The sequence below is a fragment of the Chryseobacterium sp. HMWF035 genome, from assembly GCF_003094695.1.
Taxonomy (GTDB): domain Bacteria; phylum Bacteroidota; class Bacteroidia; order Flavobacteriales; family Weeksellaceae; genus Chryseobacterium; species Chryseobacterium gambrini.
The window spans coordinates 185,246-204,119 of sequence record NZ_QEHP01000139.1; the positions used below are offsets into that span (position 1 = coordinate 185,246).

Annotated in this window: 18 protein-coding genes; 14 read left to right on the top strand and 4 right to left on the bottom strand. The window is 35.8% G+C overall.

The window, feature by feature from the left end:
* Positions 1-22 precede the first annotated feature (22 nt).
* From DD829_RS21895 to ribA, 8 genes are all read left to right on the top strand, one after another.
* Positions 23-1,447, top strand: a complete 1,425-nt coding sequence (locus DD829_RS21895) for an oligosaccharide flippase family protein (RefSeq protein ID WP_108411356.1) — start codon at positions 23-25, stop codon at positions 1,445-1,447.
* Positions 1,448-1,591: 144 nt separating this feature from the next.
* Complete coding sequence (locus DD829_RS21900) at positions 1,592-2,608, top strand: sugar phosphate nucleotidyltransferase (protein ID WP_076395095.1); 1,017 nt, start codon at positions 1,592-1,594, stop codon at positions 2,606-2,608.
* Between the two features lie 176 nt (positions 2,609-2,784).
* Positions 2,785-3,555, top strand: a complete 771-nt coding sequence (locus DD829_RS21905; RefSeq protein WP_228408265.1) for a DUF4292 domain-containing protein — start codon at positions 2,785-2,787, stop codon at positions 3,553-3,555.
* Complete coding sequence (locus tag DD829_RS21910) at positions 3,552-5,117, top strand: peptidoglycan DD-metalloendopeptidase family protein (protein WP_108409084.1); 1,566 nt, start codon at positions 3,552-3,554, stop codon at positions 5,115-5,117. The genes DD829_RS21905 and DD829_RS21910 overlap by 4 nt, the downstream gene beginning before the upstream one ends.
* Before the next feature lie 30 nt (positions 5,118-5,147).
* Positions 5,148-5,354, top strand: coding sequence for a twin-arginine translocase TatA/TatE family subunit (locus tag DD829_RS21915; protein WP_076395089.1), 207 nt, complete (start codon positions 5,148-5,150; stop codon positions 5,352-5,354).
* 16 nt (positions 5,355-5,370) lie between these two features.
* On the top strand, positions 5,371-5,985 hold the full coding sequence (locus DD829_RS21920; protein WP_076395087.1) for a DUF4254 domain-containing protein: 615 nt from the start codon (positions 5,371-5,373) through the stop codon (positions 5,983-5,985).
* A complete protein-coding gene (locus DD829_RS21925; RefSeq protein ID WP_108409083.1) occupies positions 5,982-6,440 on the top strand; it encodes a hypothetical protein in 459 nt (152 codons plus the stop codon). Before DD829_RS21920 ends, DD829_RS21925 begins: the two co-directional genes overlap by 4 nt.
* Positions 6,441-6,458: 18 nt before the next feature.
* Positions 6,459-7,055: a GTP cyclohydrolase II gene (ribA, locus tag DD829_RS21930; protein ID WP_108409082.1), complete on the top strand. Its 597-nt coding sequence runs from the start codon at positions 6,459-6,461 to the stop codon at positions 7,053-7,055.
* A 68-nt stretch (positions 7,056-7,123) separates the two neighbouring features.
* Here ribA and DD829_RS21935 read toward each other — a convergent pair whose 3' ends face one another.
* Complete coding sequence (locus DD829_RS21935) at positions 7,124-7,636, bottom strand: hypothetical protein (RefSeq protein ID WP_108409081.1); 513 nt, start codon at positions 7,634-7,636, stop codon at positions 7,124-7,126.
* Positions 7,637-7,754: 118 nt separating this feature from the next.
* Here DD829_RS21935 and DD829_RS21940 point away from each other — a divergent pair, with 118 nt between their 5' ends.
* The 5 genes from DD829_RS21940 (at position 7,755) to DD829_RS21960 (ending at position 12,922) form a co-directional block, all read left to right on the top strand.
* Positions 7,755-9,449 (top strand): glycoside hydrolase family 3 protein, encoded by a 1,695-nt coding sequence (locus DD829_RS21940; protein WP_108409080.1) that lies wholly within the window; start codon positions 7,755-7,757, stop codon positions 9,447-9,449.
* A gap of 45 nt (positions 9,450-9,494) precedes the next feature.
* The gene (bshA, locus tag DD829_RS21945) at positions 9,495-10,643 is read left to right on the top strand and encodes an N-acetyl-alpha-D-glucosaminyl L-malate synthase BshA (protein ID WP_108409079.1); all 1,149 of its coding nucleotides are present in this window, start codon (positions 9,495-9,497) and stop codon (positions 10,641-10,643) included.
* A gap of 275 nt (positions 10,644-10,918) precedes the next feature.
* Complete coding sequence (locus DD829_RS21950) at positions 10,919-12,193, top strand: DUF2851 family protein (RefSeq protein ID WP_116548142.1); 1,275 nt, start codon at positions 10,919-10,921, stop codon at positions 12,191-12,193.
* Positions 12,186-12,407, top strand: coding sequence for a PspC family transcriptional regulator (locus DD829_RS21955; RefSeq protein ID WP_029297636.1), 222 nt, complete (start codon positions 12,186-12,188; stop codon positions 12,405-12,407). Before DD829_RS21950 ends, DD829_RS21955 begins: the two co-directional genes overlap by 8 nt.
* Before the next feature lie 2 nt (positions 12,408-12,409).
* On the top strand, positions 12,410-12,922 hold the full coding sequence (locus tag DD829_RS21960; protein ID WP_108410510.1) for a GNAT family N-acetyltransferase: 513 nt from the start codon (positions 12,410-12,412) through the stop codon (positions 12,920-12,922).
* 49 nt (positions 12,923-12,971) lie between these two features.
* Here the strand turns inward: DD829_RS21960 and DD829_RS21965 are convergent, their stop codons facing one another.
* From DD829_RS21965 to DD829_RS21975, 3 genes are all read right to left on the bottom strand, one after another.
* Positions 12,972-13,706, bottom strand: a complete 735-nt coding sequence (locus DD829_RS21965) for an SIMPL domain-containing protein (protein WP_108410511.1) — start codon at positions 13,704-13,706, stop codon at positions 12,972-12,974.
* A 258-nt stretch (positions 13,707-13,964) separates the two neighbouring features.
* The gene (locus tag DD829_RS21970; RefSeq protein WP_108410505.1) at positions 13,965-14,741 is read right to left on the bottom strand and encodes a carboxypeptidase-like regulatory domain-containing protein; all 777 of its coding nucleotides are present in this window, start codon (positions 14,739-14,741) and stop codon (positions 13,965-13,967) included.
* 7 nt (positions 14,742-14,748) lie between these two features.
* A complete protein-coding gene (locus tag DD829_RS21975; RefSeq protein WP_108410506.1) occupies positions 14,749-15,498 on the bottom strand; it encodes a carboxypeptidase-like regulatory domain-containing protein in 750 nt (249 codons plus the stop codon).
* 179 nt (positions 15,499-15,677) lie between these two features.
* On the opposite strand from DD829_RS21975, the gene DD829_RS21980 reads away from it, so the two are divergent.
* Positions 15,678-18,818: a UvrD-helicase domain-containing protein gene (locus DD829_RS21980; RefSeq protein ID WP_108410507.1), complete on the top strand. Its 3,141-nt coding sequence runs from the start codon at positions 15,678-15,680 to the stop codon at positions 18,816-18,818.
* The last annotated feature ends 56 nt before the right edge of the window (positions 18,819-18,874 follow it).

Sequence of the window (18,874 nt, forward strand, 5' to 3'; positions counted from 1 at the left end):
CATTTGCATAAAATTTCACACGTTGTATAAGAAATTATTAGGACAGACAATTATCTATGGAATTGGAGCTATAGCGCCAAGAATTATTTTATTCATCCTAAATCCACTTTTGATTTATAAAATTCCCAACGAAGGTTTTGCAATTTTCACACAGCTTTATGCATGGATTTCTTTTGTGAACATTATCCTTTCTTTTGGCTTTGAAACTGCTTATTTTCGATTTTCTGCTGAAGAGGATAATGAGAAGAAAACATTTAATACCTCATTTTGGTTTTTATTTTCAACCTCTAGTCTTTTTCTAGTTTTATGTTATTTATTCAATCAGCCGATTGCTGATTATGCAGGTTATCACAACAATCCGGAATACATACGTTGGTTTGCAATGATTGCTTTTTTTGATAATCTTCTTGTAATACCTTTTGCATGGCTGCGTTTTCATAATAAACCGATAAAATACTCTGCAGTAAGAATTGTACAATCTGTATTTCAGGCATTTTTTACAGCAGCATTATTCTTCTGGATCCCCGAAAATGTATCTAAAAGCTTTGGATTGGACCAAAATGTAGACTTCCCCTTCTTTAGTAATTTAGCAGGAAGTGCCTTAGGATTTTTATTACTGCTTCCTATTATATTAAAGGTAAGATTTCAGTTTGTGACTTCTTTATTTAGCAGAATGATTAAATATTCGTTTCCTCTAATGTTGGCTGGTCTTGCTTTCATGGTGAATGAAAATTTCGATAAATCTGTTCAAAGAGGTCTTATTTCTGATGAAGAAGCCGGTGCTTATGGAGGATGCTATAAGTTAGCTGTACTAATGACATTATTTGTCACCGCTTACCGAATGGGAATTGAACCTTTCTTTTTTAAACAAATGGATAAAGGAGATGCTAAAAAAACATATGCTAAAGTAGCTGAATATTTTGCATTTTTTGCCTGTGTGGTTGCTTTAGGAATTATCGCTAATATTTCCTGGCTGAAAAGTGTATTTATCCCTAATAAATCTTACTGGATTGCGATAGATATTATTCCTATCATTGTGGTTGCCAATCTCTGTTTCGGAATTTATTACAATTTTTCAACATGGTATAAAGTGACGGACAAAACCAGTGTAGGAACCATTATTTCATGGCTTGGAGCCGGAATAAATATTACCCTTAATCTTTTGGCACTTAAGTATTATCACAGTATGCTCGGTTCTGCGTGGGCAACTTTCGGAGCTTATGCTATTATGATGATCGTCTCTTATTTACTTGGTCAAAAATATTATCCTATCCCTTACAGAATGAAAAAAATGTCATTCTTTCTGATATTATTGGGAGTTTTCAGCTTTATCATTGTTAAATATTTTAATTATGATATTTTAATGAGTAATGCCTTATTTATAACTTTTGCAGGTATCCTCATCTATTCCGAAAAAGAGATGCTTTTATCAAAAATCAAACGATAAATCTGGCTCTTAATTTGCTTATACCAGATTCTGCGTTGCACCAGACAAAACTTGAAAACTCTTGGCAATACTATCACATTCAAAGGTTTTATTGCTATCTTTATAAAAAATTAGAACTAACAAAAAAACATATTTATATCATTTATGAAAATTATTGTTCCTATGGCTGGACGCGGTTCCAGATTACGTCCACATACACTGACAGTACCAAAACCTCTTATCCCTATCGCAGGGAAGCCGATCGTACAGAGACTGGTGGAAGATATTGCTAAAGTTGCGGGAGAAACCATTGAAGAAGTAGCTTTTATCATCGGGGATTTTGGTCCGGAGATTGAAAAATCTCTCATTCAGATTGCCGAAAAACTGGGAGCAAAAGGAAGCATTTATTACCAGAATGATCCTCTTGGAACGGCTCATGCCATTAAATGTGCAGAACAGTCGATGACGGGAGATGTGGTAATTGCTTTTGCAGATACATTATTCCGAGCAGATTTTGTTTTAGATAAAAACTCAGATGGAGTAATCTGGGTAAAAAGTGTAGAAGATCCTTCTGCTTTCGGAGTAGTTAAATTAGATAACTACGGTTTCATTACAGATTTTGTGGAAAAACCTCAGACTTTTGTTTCGGATCTTGCCATTATCGGTATTTATTATTTCAACAGTGCCGAGAAACTGATGGATGAAATTAATTATATCATGGACAATGATATTAAAAACGGTGGTGAATATCAACTGACTACAGCACTGGAAAACCTGAGAACAAAAGGAGCAAAATTCACACTTGGAAAAGTGAATGACTGGATGGATTGCGGAAACAAAAACGCAACCGTAGAAACCAACAGTAAAATTCTTGAATACGAAAGAGATGCAATGTCTCATTTTCCAGCTTCAGCGCAGATCGAAAATTCTTTGATTATTCAGCCGTGTTTTATCGGGGAAAATGTGAAAATTTCAAACTCAAAAGTGGGTCCCGGAGTTTCTTTGGGGAATAACACAATCATCGTTAATTCAAATATAGAAAACTCTCTGATTCAGGAAAATACAAGAATCAACCATGGAAACCTTTCCAATTCCATGATTGGTAATTCTGCTCAGTATTTCGGTGTTGCAAGGGAAATTTCTCTGGGAGATTATTCCGTTCTGGATTTTTTGTCTAAATAATTTTTCGAAAATATAAAATATTACCATAAATAAATTATCTTCAAGCCACACAAAATGTTTTGTGTGGTTTGGCGTTAATATTGCAACAATTTATCAAATTTTCCGGCATGAAAAAGTGGATTCCATTACTTATTTTAACTGTATTTCTTTTTAACTGTAAATCCAGAAAAACAGCCATGGAACAAAATCAGAATACTGACAGTCTCGTTGTGAATGACATGAAGGATCCTGACAAAAAAGAAAATCACGTTGGAGACAGAATGGATTTTTATCAGAAAATTTATCTTCATCCGCAGTTTGAATATCTTAAAATTACCAGCAAAATAACGGCAGACAACATAAAAGTGAGTCCGCTGGATGCAGTCATTTATATTGAAACCGATAAAAAAATATGGTCAAGAATAGACTTTCTGTTTTTTAATGCAGCAAGAGCATTAATTACTCCGGAAGGAATTAAAGCGATGGATAAATATAACAAAAACTACATCGATTCCGATTTTGATTATTTAAATAATCTTCTGAATGTTAACTTTATCGATTATAAAAATCTTGAAAAACTTTTAGAAGGAAGAACATTTTTCACTTTAAGCGACAGAAATGCAAAAATTGTAAAGAATAATGACGGTTATCTTGTAGAATCCATTTCCAACCTCAAAATTTCTACGGAAAATATAGAAAGGGAATATAAAATCATGATGCAATATTCGGATGATTTTGATCTTACAACGGTAAATTTGAGGGATGCTAAATCCAATGATGCCATGCAAATCGTATATAGTGATTGGGAGCTTCAACCGAATAATGTAAAGTTGCCAAAAAATGTTAAAATAATTATAAAAGGAAGTAAAAACAGCCAGATTTTAATAGAAAATACGAAATTTGATTTTTCGAGGATGGAAACACCCTATTCTGTTCCATCTAGTTATAAGAAAATTGAGATTCAATGATTAAAAAATTTAGCTTTTTAATAGGTATTTTACTGTTCGGATTCCACTATGGGCAGAATCAGAAAAAAGAACAGCTGCAAAAGCAAAATGCTGAACTTAAAAAACAAATTGCACAAATAAATACAGACTTAGCAAAGACAAGAGCCGAATCTAAACTTTCGGTTGCTTATCTTGATAACGTTAATAAAAAACTGGCTTTAAGAGAAAAAGTCTATACCAATACCCAGAAGGAAAAGAGGTTTATTGAAGACGATATTTATCTGCGTCAGCTGGAAATTAACCGTCAGAATAAAGATCTTAAAGTTTTAAGAGACAATTATGCCAAGGTTTTGGTAAATGCCTACAAAAATAAAGGGGTACAAAACAAGGTAACGTTCATCCTTTCGGCTAAAAATCTGGGGGAAGCGATAAGAAGAGTTCAGTATTTAAAGCAATATTCTGATTATCAGGATAAAAAGGCAGCGGAAATTACCAATGCCGCAGAAAAAATAAAGCAGACCATTGCCAGAAGACAAAACTCTGTAAAAGAAAAAGCAAATTTATTGGTAAGTCAGCAGAAAGATTTAACAACGATTAATGCAGAAAGAGCGCAAAAAGAGCAGCTGGTTGCAGAATTTAAGAAAAATGAATCTAAACTTACCGCTGAACTAAGACAAAAGCAGACTCAGTCTAAAGCTTTGGAAGGACAGATCAGAAGCATCATTGCCGAAGAAATCCGAATCGCCAAAGCAGAAGAGGAAGCAAGAAAAAAAGCAGAAGCTGAAAAAATCCGTTTGGCAAAAATTGCGGCTGAGAGAGAAAAAGCGAGAATTGAAGCAGAAGCTAAAGCCAGAGCAGAAGCTTTGGAAAAAGAAAGATTAGCCGCAGAAGTTGAAGCAAGAAAAACAAGAGAGCTTGCTGAAAAAAGAGCTGAAGAAGAAAGAAAACGTAATGAAGAAGCAGCCCGTTCTGAAGCAACAGCAAGAGATGAAGCGAGAAAAATAGCAGCCAAAAAAGCTTCTGATGAGGCTAATGCAAAAGCGAAAGAAGCGTCTGACAAATTAACGGCAGCAAGAGCAGCAGAAGCGGCATTGGTAAAGAAAAAAGAAGACGATAAGAAAGCTGCTGAAAGCAAAGCAATGACCAATTATGGCGTTACTACTGTAGCCGGAAGCAATTTTGCAGATAATAAGGGAAGATTAGGATATCCGGCAGACAGAATAGGACAGATTACGCACCGCTTCGGAAGACATCCGCATCCAGTATTTAAAAATATTGATGAGGATAACAACGGGATAAAAATCTCCGTACCCTCCGGAACAAGAGCAAAATCTGTATTTCCAGGAACCGTATCTTCGGTATTGGCAAACAGCGACGGAACAAAAACCGTTATGCTGAGACACGGAAATTATTTTACCATCTATTCCAACCTTTCCGGCGTAAGTGTTTCCAAAGGACAGCAGGTTTCCGCAGGAACACCGGTGGGAGTGGTAGGACAGGATTTTGACGGAACCTATACCCTTGATTTTCAGGTATGGAACGGAAGTACTCCGGTAGATCCATTAGGTTGGGTTTCTTATTAAAAAAAGACTAACTTTGTAAAAATTTTAGAAATGAATACATTAACAATACTGTCATTATCTTGGCAACACATTTTGATCGTAGCGGTCATTCTGCTTCTACTTTTCGGAGGTAAAAAAATCCCTGAACTGATGAGAGGTGTAGGTTCTGGTATCAAAGAATTTAAAGATGCTGTAAAAGAAGAGGACAAACCGGGTTCTGAAAACAAGACAACAAACAACAACTCTTCGAGCAACTAAAAATTCTTTACACTCAATGAATTTTACTGAGACTGCATGGAAAGTCTTCAATCAGGCTATTGAAGACTATCACGTGTCTGATGACGTTAACACTCTAATTAATAACCCGTTCGAAAAGGATACTTTGGAACGGATTTTGTATGCTAAAAACTGGATTGACACCGTTCAATGGCATTTGGAAGATATAATTAGAGATGAAAATATTGACCCAACTGAAGCTCTTCATTTGAAGAGAACAATTGATACATCCAACCAGAAAAGAACAGATCTGGTAGAATTTATCGACAGTTGGTTTCTGAAAAAGTTTGAAAATATTACTCCTAAGCCTGACGCAAAAATAAATACCGAAACAATCGCCTGGGCGGTAGACAGGTTATCAATTCTTGCATTAAAGGTTTATCATATGTCGCAGGAAGCCTACAGAGAATCTGCTTCAGAAGAGCACAGAGCAGCTTGTAAAGCCAAACTGGATGTTCTTCTTACCCAGCATGAAGATCTTTCCACTTCTATTAATCAGTTGCTTACTGATATCGAGAACGGAGATGTTAAGATGAAAGTGTACAAACAAATGAAAATGTACAATGATGAAAGTCTTAACCCAATCCTTTATCAAAAGGGGCAGCAAAAATGAAACGAATAATTTTTTTTGGAGTACTACTAATTATAACATCTTCCTGCGCAACGGAAAAACCCAATTTTTCTCCGTTGTCGAATAGTTTTTATAGCGAAACAAAAGGTTCAGATTCTGATAAAGGAGCCAAAAAAAACATCGAAATTAATGTTCGTGACAATGTAAACGCTTCAGAAATATCCAATCTTATTGCTACTTTTCCGCAGTTTAAAAATACAGCTTTAAACACTGAAATCACTACTTTAAAGTACAGCCTGCAAAATTATCTTTATGCTATAGATGCCGGCAATCTTCAGGGTAAAAACAGAGCAATAAAAGACTTTGAAAAATCCTATAAAAAAATTCAAAAGCTAAGACAGAATCTTAAAGAGGACGACAATGAGGTTCTCAACAGATACTTGGTGAGATTAAAAACCAATATTTCTGCTATAGAAGATTCTGTAAAAAGAAACTAAAAAACCAATTAGGAATTAATGATTAAAATTCAGGCGGAATCCAACGTCCCTACGGAATACGGAACGTTCCGAATGATCGCGCTCTCTGAAAGCGAAAACGACTGGATGCCTCACATGGCGATCGTTGCAGAAAATACAGATTTTTCCAAACCTGTAAACGTGCGTTTTCATTCAGAATGTATTACCGGGGAAGTTTTCCATTCCAAAAAATGCGAATGCGGACAGCAATTAGATGCTGCCATGAAATACATCCATGAAAATGGAGGAATTATTATCTACCTTCGTCAGGAAGGAAGAAATATCGGGATCATCAATAAATTAAAAGCATACTCTTTACAAGAAAAAGGTTTTGATACCGTAGAAGCCAATTTAAAACTTGGACTTCCTGCGGATGACAGAAACTTTGGAGTTGCTATTGAAATCCTAAATTTATTGGGGGTAAAAGATATTAATCTTCTTACCAACAATCCTGAAAAAGTAAAATATGTAACCGAAAGCAATATCCACCTCAACTCAAGAGTCCCGTTGCAGATTCCGGCAAACGAAATCAGTAAAGGATATTTACAGACAAAAAAAGATTATTTTGGTCATCTACTCGATGACAGCGATAAATAAAAAAGCAAAAGCTCCGAAAGAAATTCCGGAGCTTTTTTGTAATTATAAAAAACTGAAAAGATATATTCTTAATTCGCTTTAACTGTGATTACTTTAGACTCATCTAAATTGTAATATTTAATTACCGCATTGTAATCACTTGTATCTACTGTAGATGAATTTTTAGCAGGACTTGCCGGAACTAAAACAACTCTGAATGTCTGGCTATTCAGGTAAGTACTCATCTCAGAAGATGTCATTGTTGCTTGGTCAAAGTTCGCTTCTGTATAAATTTCAAGATTTTGAGAATTGAAAAGTGCATTATAATCTAATTCTCTACCCCCTGAAAGATAATAGGTTTTAGGAATTAATTGCCAAGCATTACTCGCAGCCGGATCTCTTCTGTATACTAAAACCACATCTGTACTTTCTATATTGATAGGAACTGTAAAAGAATATCCGTTCGCATTAGTAAAACTTCCTGTAACATCTCTCATTTTTGGATACGTATCACCGTCACCGACAGTATTATCATTATTATCACAGCTGAATATAAATAAGCTTACAAAAGCCATTATTAAAATTGGAAGAAATTTTTTCATTTTATAAAAGTTTAGTTGTTTATTATTTATAAAGCGTATTCAAATCATATACCAAAAATTTCAAAAACTTTGTTTTCATCATTTTTTTAGTTGTATTTTTGTTCTTATTCAAAAAATTATGAAGAAACTTATTTACAGTTCACTTTTCATTTTCATATTCTCAAGCTCAAAACTATCTGCTCAATATCAGCCTAAAAACATTTCCAAAGACGATTTGAAAAAGGTAAACCAATGGGTAGATAAAACTTATAAAAGCTTATCTCAGGACGAAAAACTTGGGCAGCTTTTTATCGTGGCACTTTACACCAACCGAGGTGAAAATGAAATTGAAAAAGTAAGGAGTATTGTCACCAATGATAAGATCGGAGGATTGATTCTGATGCAGGACGATGCGGCAAGAGAAATCACTTTGGTAAATGAATTTCAGCAAAAATCAAAAGTCCCTTTAATGATCGGGATGGATGCAGAATGGGGATTGTACCAGAGAATCGCTGCGGCGCACAAATTTCCGTGGGCAATGACTTTAGGAGCTATTCAGGATAAAAGTTTAATTGAAAAAATGTCGGCTAAAATTGCGGAAGACTGTCACCGAATGGGCATCAACTGGGATTTTGCGCCTGTTGTGGATGTTAACACCAATCCCAACAACCCGATTATCGGAAACAGAAGCTTCGGCTCGGAAGTCAGCAATGTGGTAAATTCTGCATCGGCTTATGCAAACGGACTTCAGAATAATTCTATTTTAGCGGCAATTAAACATTTTCCCGGACACGGAGATACAAGCACAGATTCGCACACCGATCTTCCGGTGGTAGCACACAATCTTGAAAGGCTGAACAATGTAGAACTTGCCCCTTTTAAAACCCTTATGAATAAAGGAATCGGAGGTGTAATGGTAGCGCATTTATACGTTCCGGCTTTAGAACCCAATAAAGGAATTCCGGCTTCAGTTTCTAAAAATATCATCACCGGTATTTTAAAAAATAAATTCGGCTACAAAGGCTTAATTATTACCGATGCTTTAAATATGGGCGCTGTCGCCAACAAATACAAACCCGGAGAACTGGATGCAATGGCTTTTAAAGCCGGAAACGATATCATGCTGTTTTCACAGGGAGTTGCAGAAGGGAAAAAACTAATTCAGAAAGCTATTGAAAGCGGCGAAATTTCACAATCCAGAGTGGAGGAAAGTGTGAAAAAGATCCTTTTAACCAAATATTTTTTAGGACTTGATAAATACACCCCTAAAAATCCTAAAAACATTAATTCAGATTTAAATAATGATTCTCATAAAACTTTAGTTCAGAATCTCTATTCAAATGCACTTACTTTGCTGAAGGATGAAAAAAAACTGCTTCCTCTGAACGGAAAACAAATATATTATGTTCCATTGGAAGAAGCGCCTTATCAGACATTTGCCAATCGTTTAGGTTCAAATATCATCATTAAAAAAGCTGATGAAATTGCTACGATTCCGGCAAATTCCACAGTGATTGTCGGTTTCCATAAAGATAATTCCACGGCTTACAAACCTTATAAAATTTCAGACGCTTCAAAGAAAGTGTTATCCGACCTTACGAAAAACCAGAATGTCATTCTTAACGTTTTCGGAAGCGCTTACGCCTTGAAAGATATTGATATTTCCAAGGTTTCAACCGTTCTGGTTTCGTATGAAAACAATGAAGACTCGATGAATGCAACAGCCGATGCTTTAAACGGAAAAACAAAAATCCAGGGCAGACTTCCTGTTCTGGTAAATGATACTTTGAAGGCAGGAATGGGAATTGATCTTGTTCCCATAATTGTAAAATAGAGGTGTGAATTCGAAAATTTACAACATCAAAACAACAATAAACTAATGAAAATAGGCATACTTTGCTATCCCACCTACGGAGGAAGCGGAATTGTAGCAACAGAACTCGGAATGTCGCTTGCCAATAAAGGCTATGAAGTCCACTTCATCAGCAGCGCGCTACCTGCGAGATTAGATATTACCAATCCGAATATTTTCTTTCACAGGGTAAATGTTCAGACTTATCCGCTTTTCCAGTATCAGCCGTATGATATTGCGCTGAGCTCGATGATTTACCGTGTGGTGAATCTCTATAAGCTGGATCTGCTTCATGCTCACTACGCGATTCCTTATGCATATGCTGCGTTTACCGCCAAACAGATGCTGAAGGAAGACGACAACGATATTCCCTTGGTTACAACGCTTCACGGGACAGATATCACATTGGTCGGGCAGCATCCAAGTTACAAACACGCCGTGGAATTCTCCATCAACCAGTCGGATGCGATCACTTCGGTGTCGGAAAGTCTGAAAAGAGATACGCTTCAGTTCTTTAAAATCAAAAAAGAAATTCAGGTGATTACGAATTTTATCGATAATTCTGAGTTTGATGAATGCAACGAATGCCAGAGAACACAGTTTGCCAATCCGGACGAAAAGATCCTCATCCACGTATCGAACCTGCGTCCTGTAAAGCGTGTTGAAGAAGTATTGCAGATTTTCAAGAATGTTCAGAAAAAGGTAAAATCCAAACTCATCATCATCGGAGAAGGTCCGGATATGGAAAAAATCAACCAGTTCTTAGAAGAAAATCCGGATCTGATTTCAAAAATCCGTCTTTTGGGTAAAGTAAATGATCTTTACAGAATTCTTCAGCTTTCGGATGTATTCTTACTGCCTTCCGAGCAGGAAAGCTTCGGTCTAGCCGCACTGGAAGCAATGGCAGCGAATACTCCGGTCATCAGCTCGAATGCGGGAGGAATTCCGGAAGTAAATATTCAGGGAGAAACAGGTTTTCTTGCCGAGATCGGAAATGTGGAGGCGATGAGCAACTACACGATCAAACTATTGAGCAACGACGAACTTCTGGCGCAGATGAAAGTCAATGCCAAAGAACAGGCAATAAAATTCGACCTTAAAAATATTCTTCCGATCTACGAAGAAATGTACAGAACCACCATCGAAAATTTCAAAAGTGAGCTTACCAAAGCATAACATTATATAAAGAAAGTTTTGACTTACCAAAACCTAACAGGTTTTAAAAACCTTTTAGATTTATACCATAAAAATACAACGGCTGCATTCAAAAGGATGCAGCTTTTTTATACATTGAGTTTTAGAAGATTAATATTTTTCATGCAAATAATTATTTTCTCTGAAAGGATTTATGACTTTTGAATTATTTATAAAATAATTTTCTTATTTAATTGATTTTCAAACATTTAATATTTTTTTAAATCATTTTTATTTTATATTTGCATTAAACACCCATGACCGAAAAACTACTACAATACCTCTGGAATTATAAAGTGTTCAAGCATTTCGACTTCGAAGATCTTGAAGGCAATCCCGTTGAAATTTCAGACTTCGGGAAATGGAATACAGATTCCGGTCCGGATTTTCTGGCGGCTAAGGTAAAGATCAATGAGATTACTTTTGCAGGGAACATCGAAATTCATGTAAAATCTTCCGACTGGATCTTTCACAAACATTCATACGATCCAAACTATCAGAATATAATTCTCCATATTGTTTTTCAGAACGATTGCGAGATTGAGGAACTGAAAAACAGAAATATCCCGACTCTGGAATTAAAAGATCATATCGACGAAAATATTCTGTGGAAATATGAAAAACTGATCGGCGGAACACAGTTTATTCCCTGCGAAAATATTTTTGATCCCGGCAAAATTCCGGTTCAATTTCATGAAGAAAATGTTCTTAAAAAACTGGCGGATAAATCTTTAGAATTTGAGAAGAATTTAGCTCAATTTAAAAATAATTTTGAAGCCGTTTTGTTTCATTCTTTAGCCTATTCTTTCGGATTAAAGGTGAATGCATTTATTTTCAGGCAAATTGCGGAAAGCATAGATTTTACAATCATTAATAAGATCCGGCAAAACGAAACCCAGCTGGAAGCTTTATTTTTTGGTATCTCCGGCTGGCTGGAAAATCCGGAGGATGAAACGATGAAAATCTGGAAGCGGGAATTTGATTTTATCAAGGCAAAATTCAACATTTCCGATCTTAAATTTCACCCTAAATTTCTCAGATTACGACCACCCAATTTTCCTACGCTCCGTTTGTCGCAGTTGGCGAATCTTTATTTCCGGCATCAGAACTTATTTTCAAAAATCATCCATGTTAAAAATACAGAAGAGCTTTTCGAAATTTTTAGTGATATCAAAGCTTCTGAATACTGGGATGATCATTATAATTTCGGGAAAATATCATCGGTAAATCAGCCCAAAGTTGTATCGCGCGATTTTATCGAATTGATTATTTTGAACACAATTTTACCTCTAAAATATACCTATCATCAATATCATAACGAAGAAATTGCAGACGAAATACTGCTTTTTTACAAAACCCTTCCCTCCGAAAAAAATTCAGTTATTGCTGACTGGAAAAAGCTGGGCTTGAAGTGTAAAACGGCACTGGAATCGCAAAGCCTGATTTATCATTTTAAAAATTCCTGTGAAGAAAAAAATTGCTTAAATTGCGGTATTGGATTTAAAATTTTAAAAGAATCTTCAAATGCTTGACAATATCCGCCATAAAATGGAAAGAGAATGGTTTGGCGTTCTTACAAGAACGGGCGCAAAACTCGGAATTCCTGTTTCTAAACTGAGAGTATTTTTCATCTACTCTACTTTTGCAACGGCAGGATTTTTCTTTTTAATTTATCTGGGACTGGCATTTACACTTTGGGTAAAAGATATTTTTATCACCAGAAGACCCAATGTTTTTGATTTATAGATATGGAATTTTTACAGATCACTTCTACAGAAGATTACAGGGTTAAGGAAATTTTTGAGGCATACTGCAAAACGTTTCCCGAAGACGAAAGAAGAGACTGGGACAAATTGTCTCCGCTGTTCTCACACCCTAAAGTGAAAATAATTTCTGTACTTCACGAAGCTAAAAATATAGGCTACCTCATCATCTGGGAACTCAGCAATTTTGCTTTTGTAGAACATTTTGAAGTTTTTGAGGAATTCAGAAGCCAGAAACTGGGATCTCACATTACCCGTTATCTTTTTGAAAATTATCCAAGAATTGTTCTGGAGATAGAACACGGACATTTAACAGAAGATACGAAAAGACGCTATTCTTTTTATCAGAAAAACGGATTCAGCCTGATTGATGAAATGTATGTTCAGCCAAGTTACGGTGAAGGAAAAAATCCTTTAAATCTATGGCTCCTTGCTAATTATCAGCCCGAAAATCTAAAGGAAGTAAAAGACGAAATCTACGATATTGTTTATCATTAAAATATAAAATCCGAAGTTTTAAATGCTTCGGATTTTTTTCAGTAAAAAACTAATTTACCTGATATTCCAGCTTTATGGTAATACTTGCTTCCTTATCTTTTGAAGCGGTATTGAAGGTTCCTCCATAAGAATAATCTTCATTGGAATTCGGAGCCGTGATCTGGATAACTCCCATCGTTGCTTTTTTCAGATTTCCCAGACTGCTTCCGGAATTTTCAGCAATTTTTTCCGCGCGTTCTTTGGCATCTTTTGTGGCAGAAGCAATCATTTCCTGTTTCACCGTAGCTAATTTGGTATAAAAATAATTTGGCGAAGACGATGTAAATTCTATTCCTCTGTTGATGATTTCCGTAATATTTCTCGAAAGATTTTCAATTTTTGCAACTTCTTTACTTTCAATCGATACAGTCTGGGTAAGATTGTATCCGGTAAATTCGTTCTGAACGTTATTCCCGTTATTATCTGTATAATTCTTAAACTGTTTCTGGATATCAACAGAAGAAAAAACAATCTCATTTTGCTTTACTCCTTTTGATAATAAATAATCGTTGATGGTTTTTCGATCTGAAGCCAGTTCATCATAAGCCAATTTCAGGTCAAAATTATTCTTAGAAAAACTTCCCGACCACGTAATAAGATCAGAAGTAAATTGTTTGGTTCCCAAACCCGTAACAGCAATGGTATTTTCAGACTTGTTTCTGTTTTTAATCGCATTTCCTAAAAGTCCGAGCCCGATAACGAAACCTAATGCTGCAATGGCAATCGAAAGAATGTTTTTATTCATAAAATTTGTGAATTTGTTTCTTACAATAATTTTCCGCTTATCCTTAATTAATCATAATGCCTAATTTTAACACAAAGATTTCTCAAGGGTTTTTAAATATTAACCGCTTTTTAAGTTCACAAAGGCGTTTCACCCAGCAAAGAACCCAAAGTTTTTTTAATGATGAAAAATTGCGGACAGCCATAATAATTTTAATGTCTGTTTACTAAACTATTGCATCAATTCTCATTCCAAATTTTAAGATTTTTTTAACATTTATTAAGGTATTTTGCTTTCTTTGATTCTTTTAACAAAAACAGGAATTGCGTCGTCCATTCTGGATAAAGCTCCGGTTAAATTTTTGGCTCTTACGAAAGTTCGCGTTTGCGGTTTATTCACAAATGCAAATTCTATAAATTCTGAAATCCGCTCCGCAGGAATGCCTTCTTTCGTAAAATATTCGTCTTCCACCCTGTTTCTTACCCACAAAATATCTTCCTGAAGATCATCATACCGATATTGACGCTTCATCCTTCTTGCATCGCCGCTTACAAGATCATACAATCCCTGAACATTAAGGCTTCCCAAAAGGATCGGAATTAAAACCTGCTTCACTTCTGCCGGTTTTTCGCGCATTTTTCCTACGGGTTGCGGCAATCCTACCGCATCTTCCACAATTTGCCCTTTATCGGTTTTCGCCACCGCTTTCGAATCTTTATCGAGATCTCCGGTAATTTTAGCCACTTCCACCTCTTCAATGTCTTCCGCAATTCTTGTCAGCTTAATATTCAGCTCTTTGTTTAAACCATACATTGCTTTTATGGAAGATCTTTCAAAACCGTTTCTTACAAAGCGGATTTCGTCATCCGGAGAAGCGATCTCAATAGAAAACGTTCCGTCATTGGCTGTATACGTTTTTTTATCCGCAGAAACATTCATTACCGTAACGGAGGGTAAATTGATGCCATCTTCATCCGTAATCCTGCCCGAAATTTTCTGTTGTGAAAAGACATTCACAAACATAAAAAACAGAATAATAACTAATCTGAGGTTCATAGATCACTTATTTTTGAGGCTGCGGCGATTTATAAGCTGAAATTCTTCCCAACACAGCATTTTTAAACCGGTTCATATCTGCTTCAGTACAATAGCCGTATTTCAGGATATTTTTCCTTTCAAAACCTGTTCTTAAAATATAAAGGATGAAATGCTGGATCTGTGGTTTAGGAATCTGAAGCTCCTGAAAAAAGGTATCTCCTAAAGAATTTTGCAGATAATTCATCAGATCCACATCGTCCCATTTGTTTTTAACTTTCCCGAAACTGTAAATTCCTTTGGTTACAGGCTGTACAAATTCTCCCGGTCTCGCTGCCAAAACTCCCGGAGCCGACTTTTGTGACATATATTTCGCCAGATCGTTCTTCAGTTTTTCCACTTTTCTTGGCGAATTAAGATTTTTTGCATCGATCTTAATATCTCCCGTTATGTTTTTTTTAATTTCCACTTCTGCAATCAGTTCTGCCGCTCTTATCATTGTTACATTAACCGAAGCCGTGATGTTTTCCTGAGTAATTTTACTGTTTGTACGTTCATAGCCCGATTTTACAAAACGAAGCTCGTCTCCTGCCCTTCCCGAAATCATAAAATGACCATCACGATTGGTCAGAACCCGTTCATCAGTCCGGATATTGATCACCGTAACTTCCGGCATCTCATTTTTATCCTCAGAAGTTACTTTTCCGAAAATATAATTCTGAGCATTACAGTTGATGAAAAATAGAGAAGCTAAGACAAAGAATAGTTTTATTTTCACAGGTTATTTTTTATAAAGCAAAACTAAAGTTATTTTTAAACTAAACAACAAGTTTAACCACAGTTAACGTGTTTTAGGATTTCTTTTAGAATTTTATTTTTAAAACTGTTAAATAGCAGTCTGAAATTGTTAAAATTTCACTAAAAAAATAGCTAACTTGCACTTTGAATTCCACTGAAATGCAAAATTCTTATACGGTAATTAATGCTTCGGCAGGTTCTGGGAAAACCTATGCTTTGGTGCAGAGGCTTTTAATGATCTGTCTTCGGTATCCTAATCAGCAGCAGTCGATCAGGAATATTCTGGCTTTGACTTTTACCAACAAGGCAGCGAATGAGATGAAGGAAAGAATTCTGACGTGGCTCGGAAATTTTTCCAACGATAATTTTGCAGAAAATCCGGATTTAAAAAATATTCAGAAGGCATTTGAGGAAGAAGGTCTGAAAATAACGATCGATGAACTGCATCACCGCGCCAAAAAAATGCTGGATTATGTGCTTCACAATTATTCTACTTTAAATATCGGAACGATCGACCGTTTTAATTCGCGACTGGTAAGAAGTTTTTCTTATGAACTGGGACTCGCCAAAAATTTCAATCTGGAAATTGAAGCGGAACCTTTTCTGATTGAAGCGGTTGATAAAATGCTCGATCAGATTGGCGAAAACGAAGTGATCTCCAACTCTTTCATGGATTATGTGGATTACAGTCTCGAAAATAATGAAAGAATAAACCTGAATAAAAGTCTTTACGGTTCGGCAAAAGAGTTCGTGAAAGATATTCATTACGAACATCTTAAAAACAACAAAGATTTCGACAGCACGAATTACGAAAACATCAAAGATACACTCCGAAAAGAAATTGCCCAGAACAAAAAACAGGCAATTGAACTGGCTACACGATCCATCGAATTATTCAGATCAAGGAATATTGAAATTGAAGATTTTGCACAGGGAAAAAACGGAATCGGAGGCTTTTTTACGAAAGTATTAGACTTTTATCATCAGAAAAGACCGGGATTTCCTTTTCCTACGACTGCGGAAGAATCTGTTGTGAATAACTACCGGAAAGGAGCTTCAGCAAAATCAAAAAACAAGGAAGCTGAAATTCTTGAAATTCTCGATCAGCTTCTTGATTACAGAATGCAGCTTATTCGGCTGTATATTGAAACCCAGAAAAAAGAGAAAATTTTATCCGCGCTTCTGCCTTTAAAGGTAAATAAAGATATTCAGGATGAGCTAAAAAAAATTGAGGAAGAAAACGACCTTGTTTTACTTTCTAAATTTAATATTTTAATTAACGAAAATCTTCGGAATGAGCCTTCGGCTTTTATTTATGAAAAAGTAGGCTCCCAGTTTCAGCACTATTTTTTTGATGAATTTCAGGATACTTCAGAATTGCAGTGGCAAAATTTTATTCCTTTGAGAGATCATGCCATTTCATCAGAAAATACTTCTTTTACGTTGGTTGGAGACCCGAAACAGAGTATTTACCGATTTCGTGGAGGGGAAAGTAAACTGATGCTCGATATCATCAACAAAAAAGAATTTTCTCCAAAACAGGCAGATTTGCTGGTTTTAAAAGACAATTGGCGAAGCGCGAAGAATATTGTTCACTTTAATAATGAACTGTACAAATTTCATTCTGAATCTTTATCAGAAGAGCATAAAAATATTTTCGGAACTGATGCCGAACAAAATCCGAAATCGTCGATAGAAGGCCGTGTAAAAGTAAATCTGATAGAAAATCTTACGAATGAGGATTTTTACAACGATACGTCTGAAAGCATGAGGAAAGATATTCAGGAGATTCTGGATAACGGCTTTAAATTTTCAGACATTACGATTCTATGCCGTGGAAATTTTGATATTTTCAGCTATTCTCAAAAACTGGGAAATCTGAAGGTAAATTACAAAGGTGAGGAAACGAATATTAAAACGATTTCCGATAAAGGTCTTACCTTAGAATTATCCAACACGCTTAAAGCCGTCATTGAATTCCTGCGATGGGAAAGCAATCCTAAGAATAAGCCGAATCTGATCATGATGATGTATTACCTGAATAAACTGGGAAGAATTCAGATGGCCGATTTCACCCTGGAAATGAAGGAAATTTTAGGAATTGAAACGCACGAAGAAACGTTACACTTTATTCAGGAAAAATACGCTCTGAAGCTTAAGCAGGACAATTTCCCGAGATTCAATCTGTACAACTTTGTTGAGTATTATATTAATGAATTTTCTGTTGAAAATAAAGAGACCGATTTCCTGCTGAACTTTCTCGAGATGCTTTTCAATTTTACACAAAATGCAGGAGCAAGTACGAAAGAATTTCTGAAATATTGGGATGAAGAGGCTTCGGCATATACGATTCAGGCTTCGGAAAATATTGATGCGATCCAGATTATGACGATCCACAAAGCAAAAGGGTTGGAGTTCCCGATTGTTTTTATCCCGATGATTAATAAAAATCGTGATGCCGAGTTCACCAATTGGTTTGAAACGAGCAATGACAGTGCTTTAAAGTCGGTTAATATTAATCAGTTCAGTAAAAATCTTGAGGTGTACGATGAGGAAATTCAGTATTTCAACTTACAGAATTCTTACAAAAACTTTGTAGACAGGCTGTGTCTGCAATACGTTGCGACAACGCGACCGGTAGAGCAATTGTATTTTTATATCCAAAAAGCGAATAAAACGTCTAACAATCTGGAATTGCTGGAGTTTTTACAGTCTAAAAATCCGGAAAATCTGGATGAATTTGATCTGTATGAAGTGAATCCTGAGATGCTGAAAAAGCATTCAAGGGACAAAACCTCCCATTTTGAAACGAAGGATATTCAGAATTTAAAAAACATCAACGAAAAAAATACGTCAATTAAGATTGCCACTCCGTCAAAAAATTATCAGGTACGGGTTGAAAAAGTAAGAATCGGGCTTTTTGTCCATGAATTACTCTCGCAGATTAATACGGCAAAAGACATCAGAAAAGTTCTGGAATGCTACGTCCTCGATGGTCATATAACTCTTGAAGAAAGTGCCGAAATTGAGAGAAATTTAGAAGAAATTATAAAAAATAACGCCGAATTTTTTGATGAAAAATGGCAGGTTATCAATGAAAAAGACATCATGATTTCCGAAAACGGTGAAAGCAGCGTGTATCGTCCGGACAGAATTTTAAAGAGTTCCGAAGGCTACGTTATTGTAGATTTTAAAACGGGTGAAGAATCTGAAAAAAATGACAGACAGATTGCCCATTATAAAAATATTCTGGAAAAGCTGGGAAGAAAGGTTTTGAAAACGCAGCTTATTTATTTGTAATCTCAAATATTGTATTAAGAAACGTCTACGGCGGCACCTTCGGTGCCGCCGTAGAC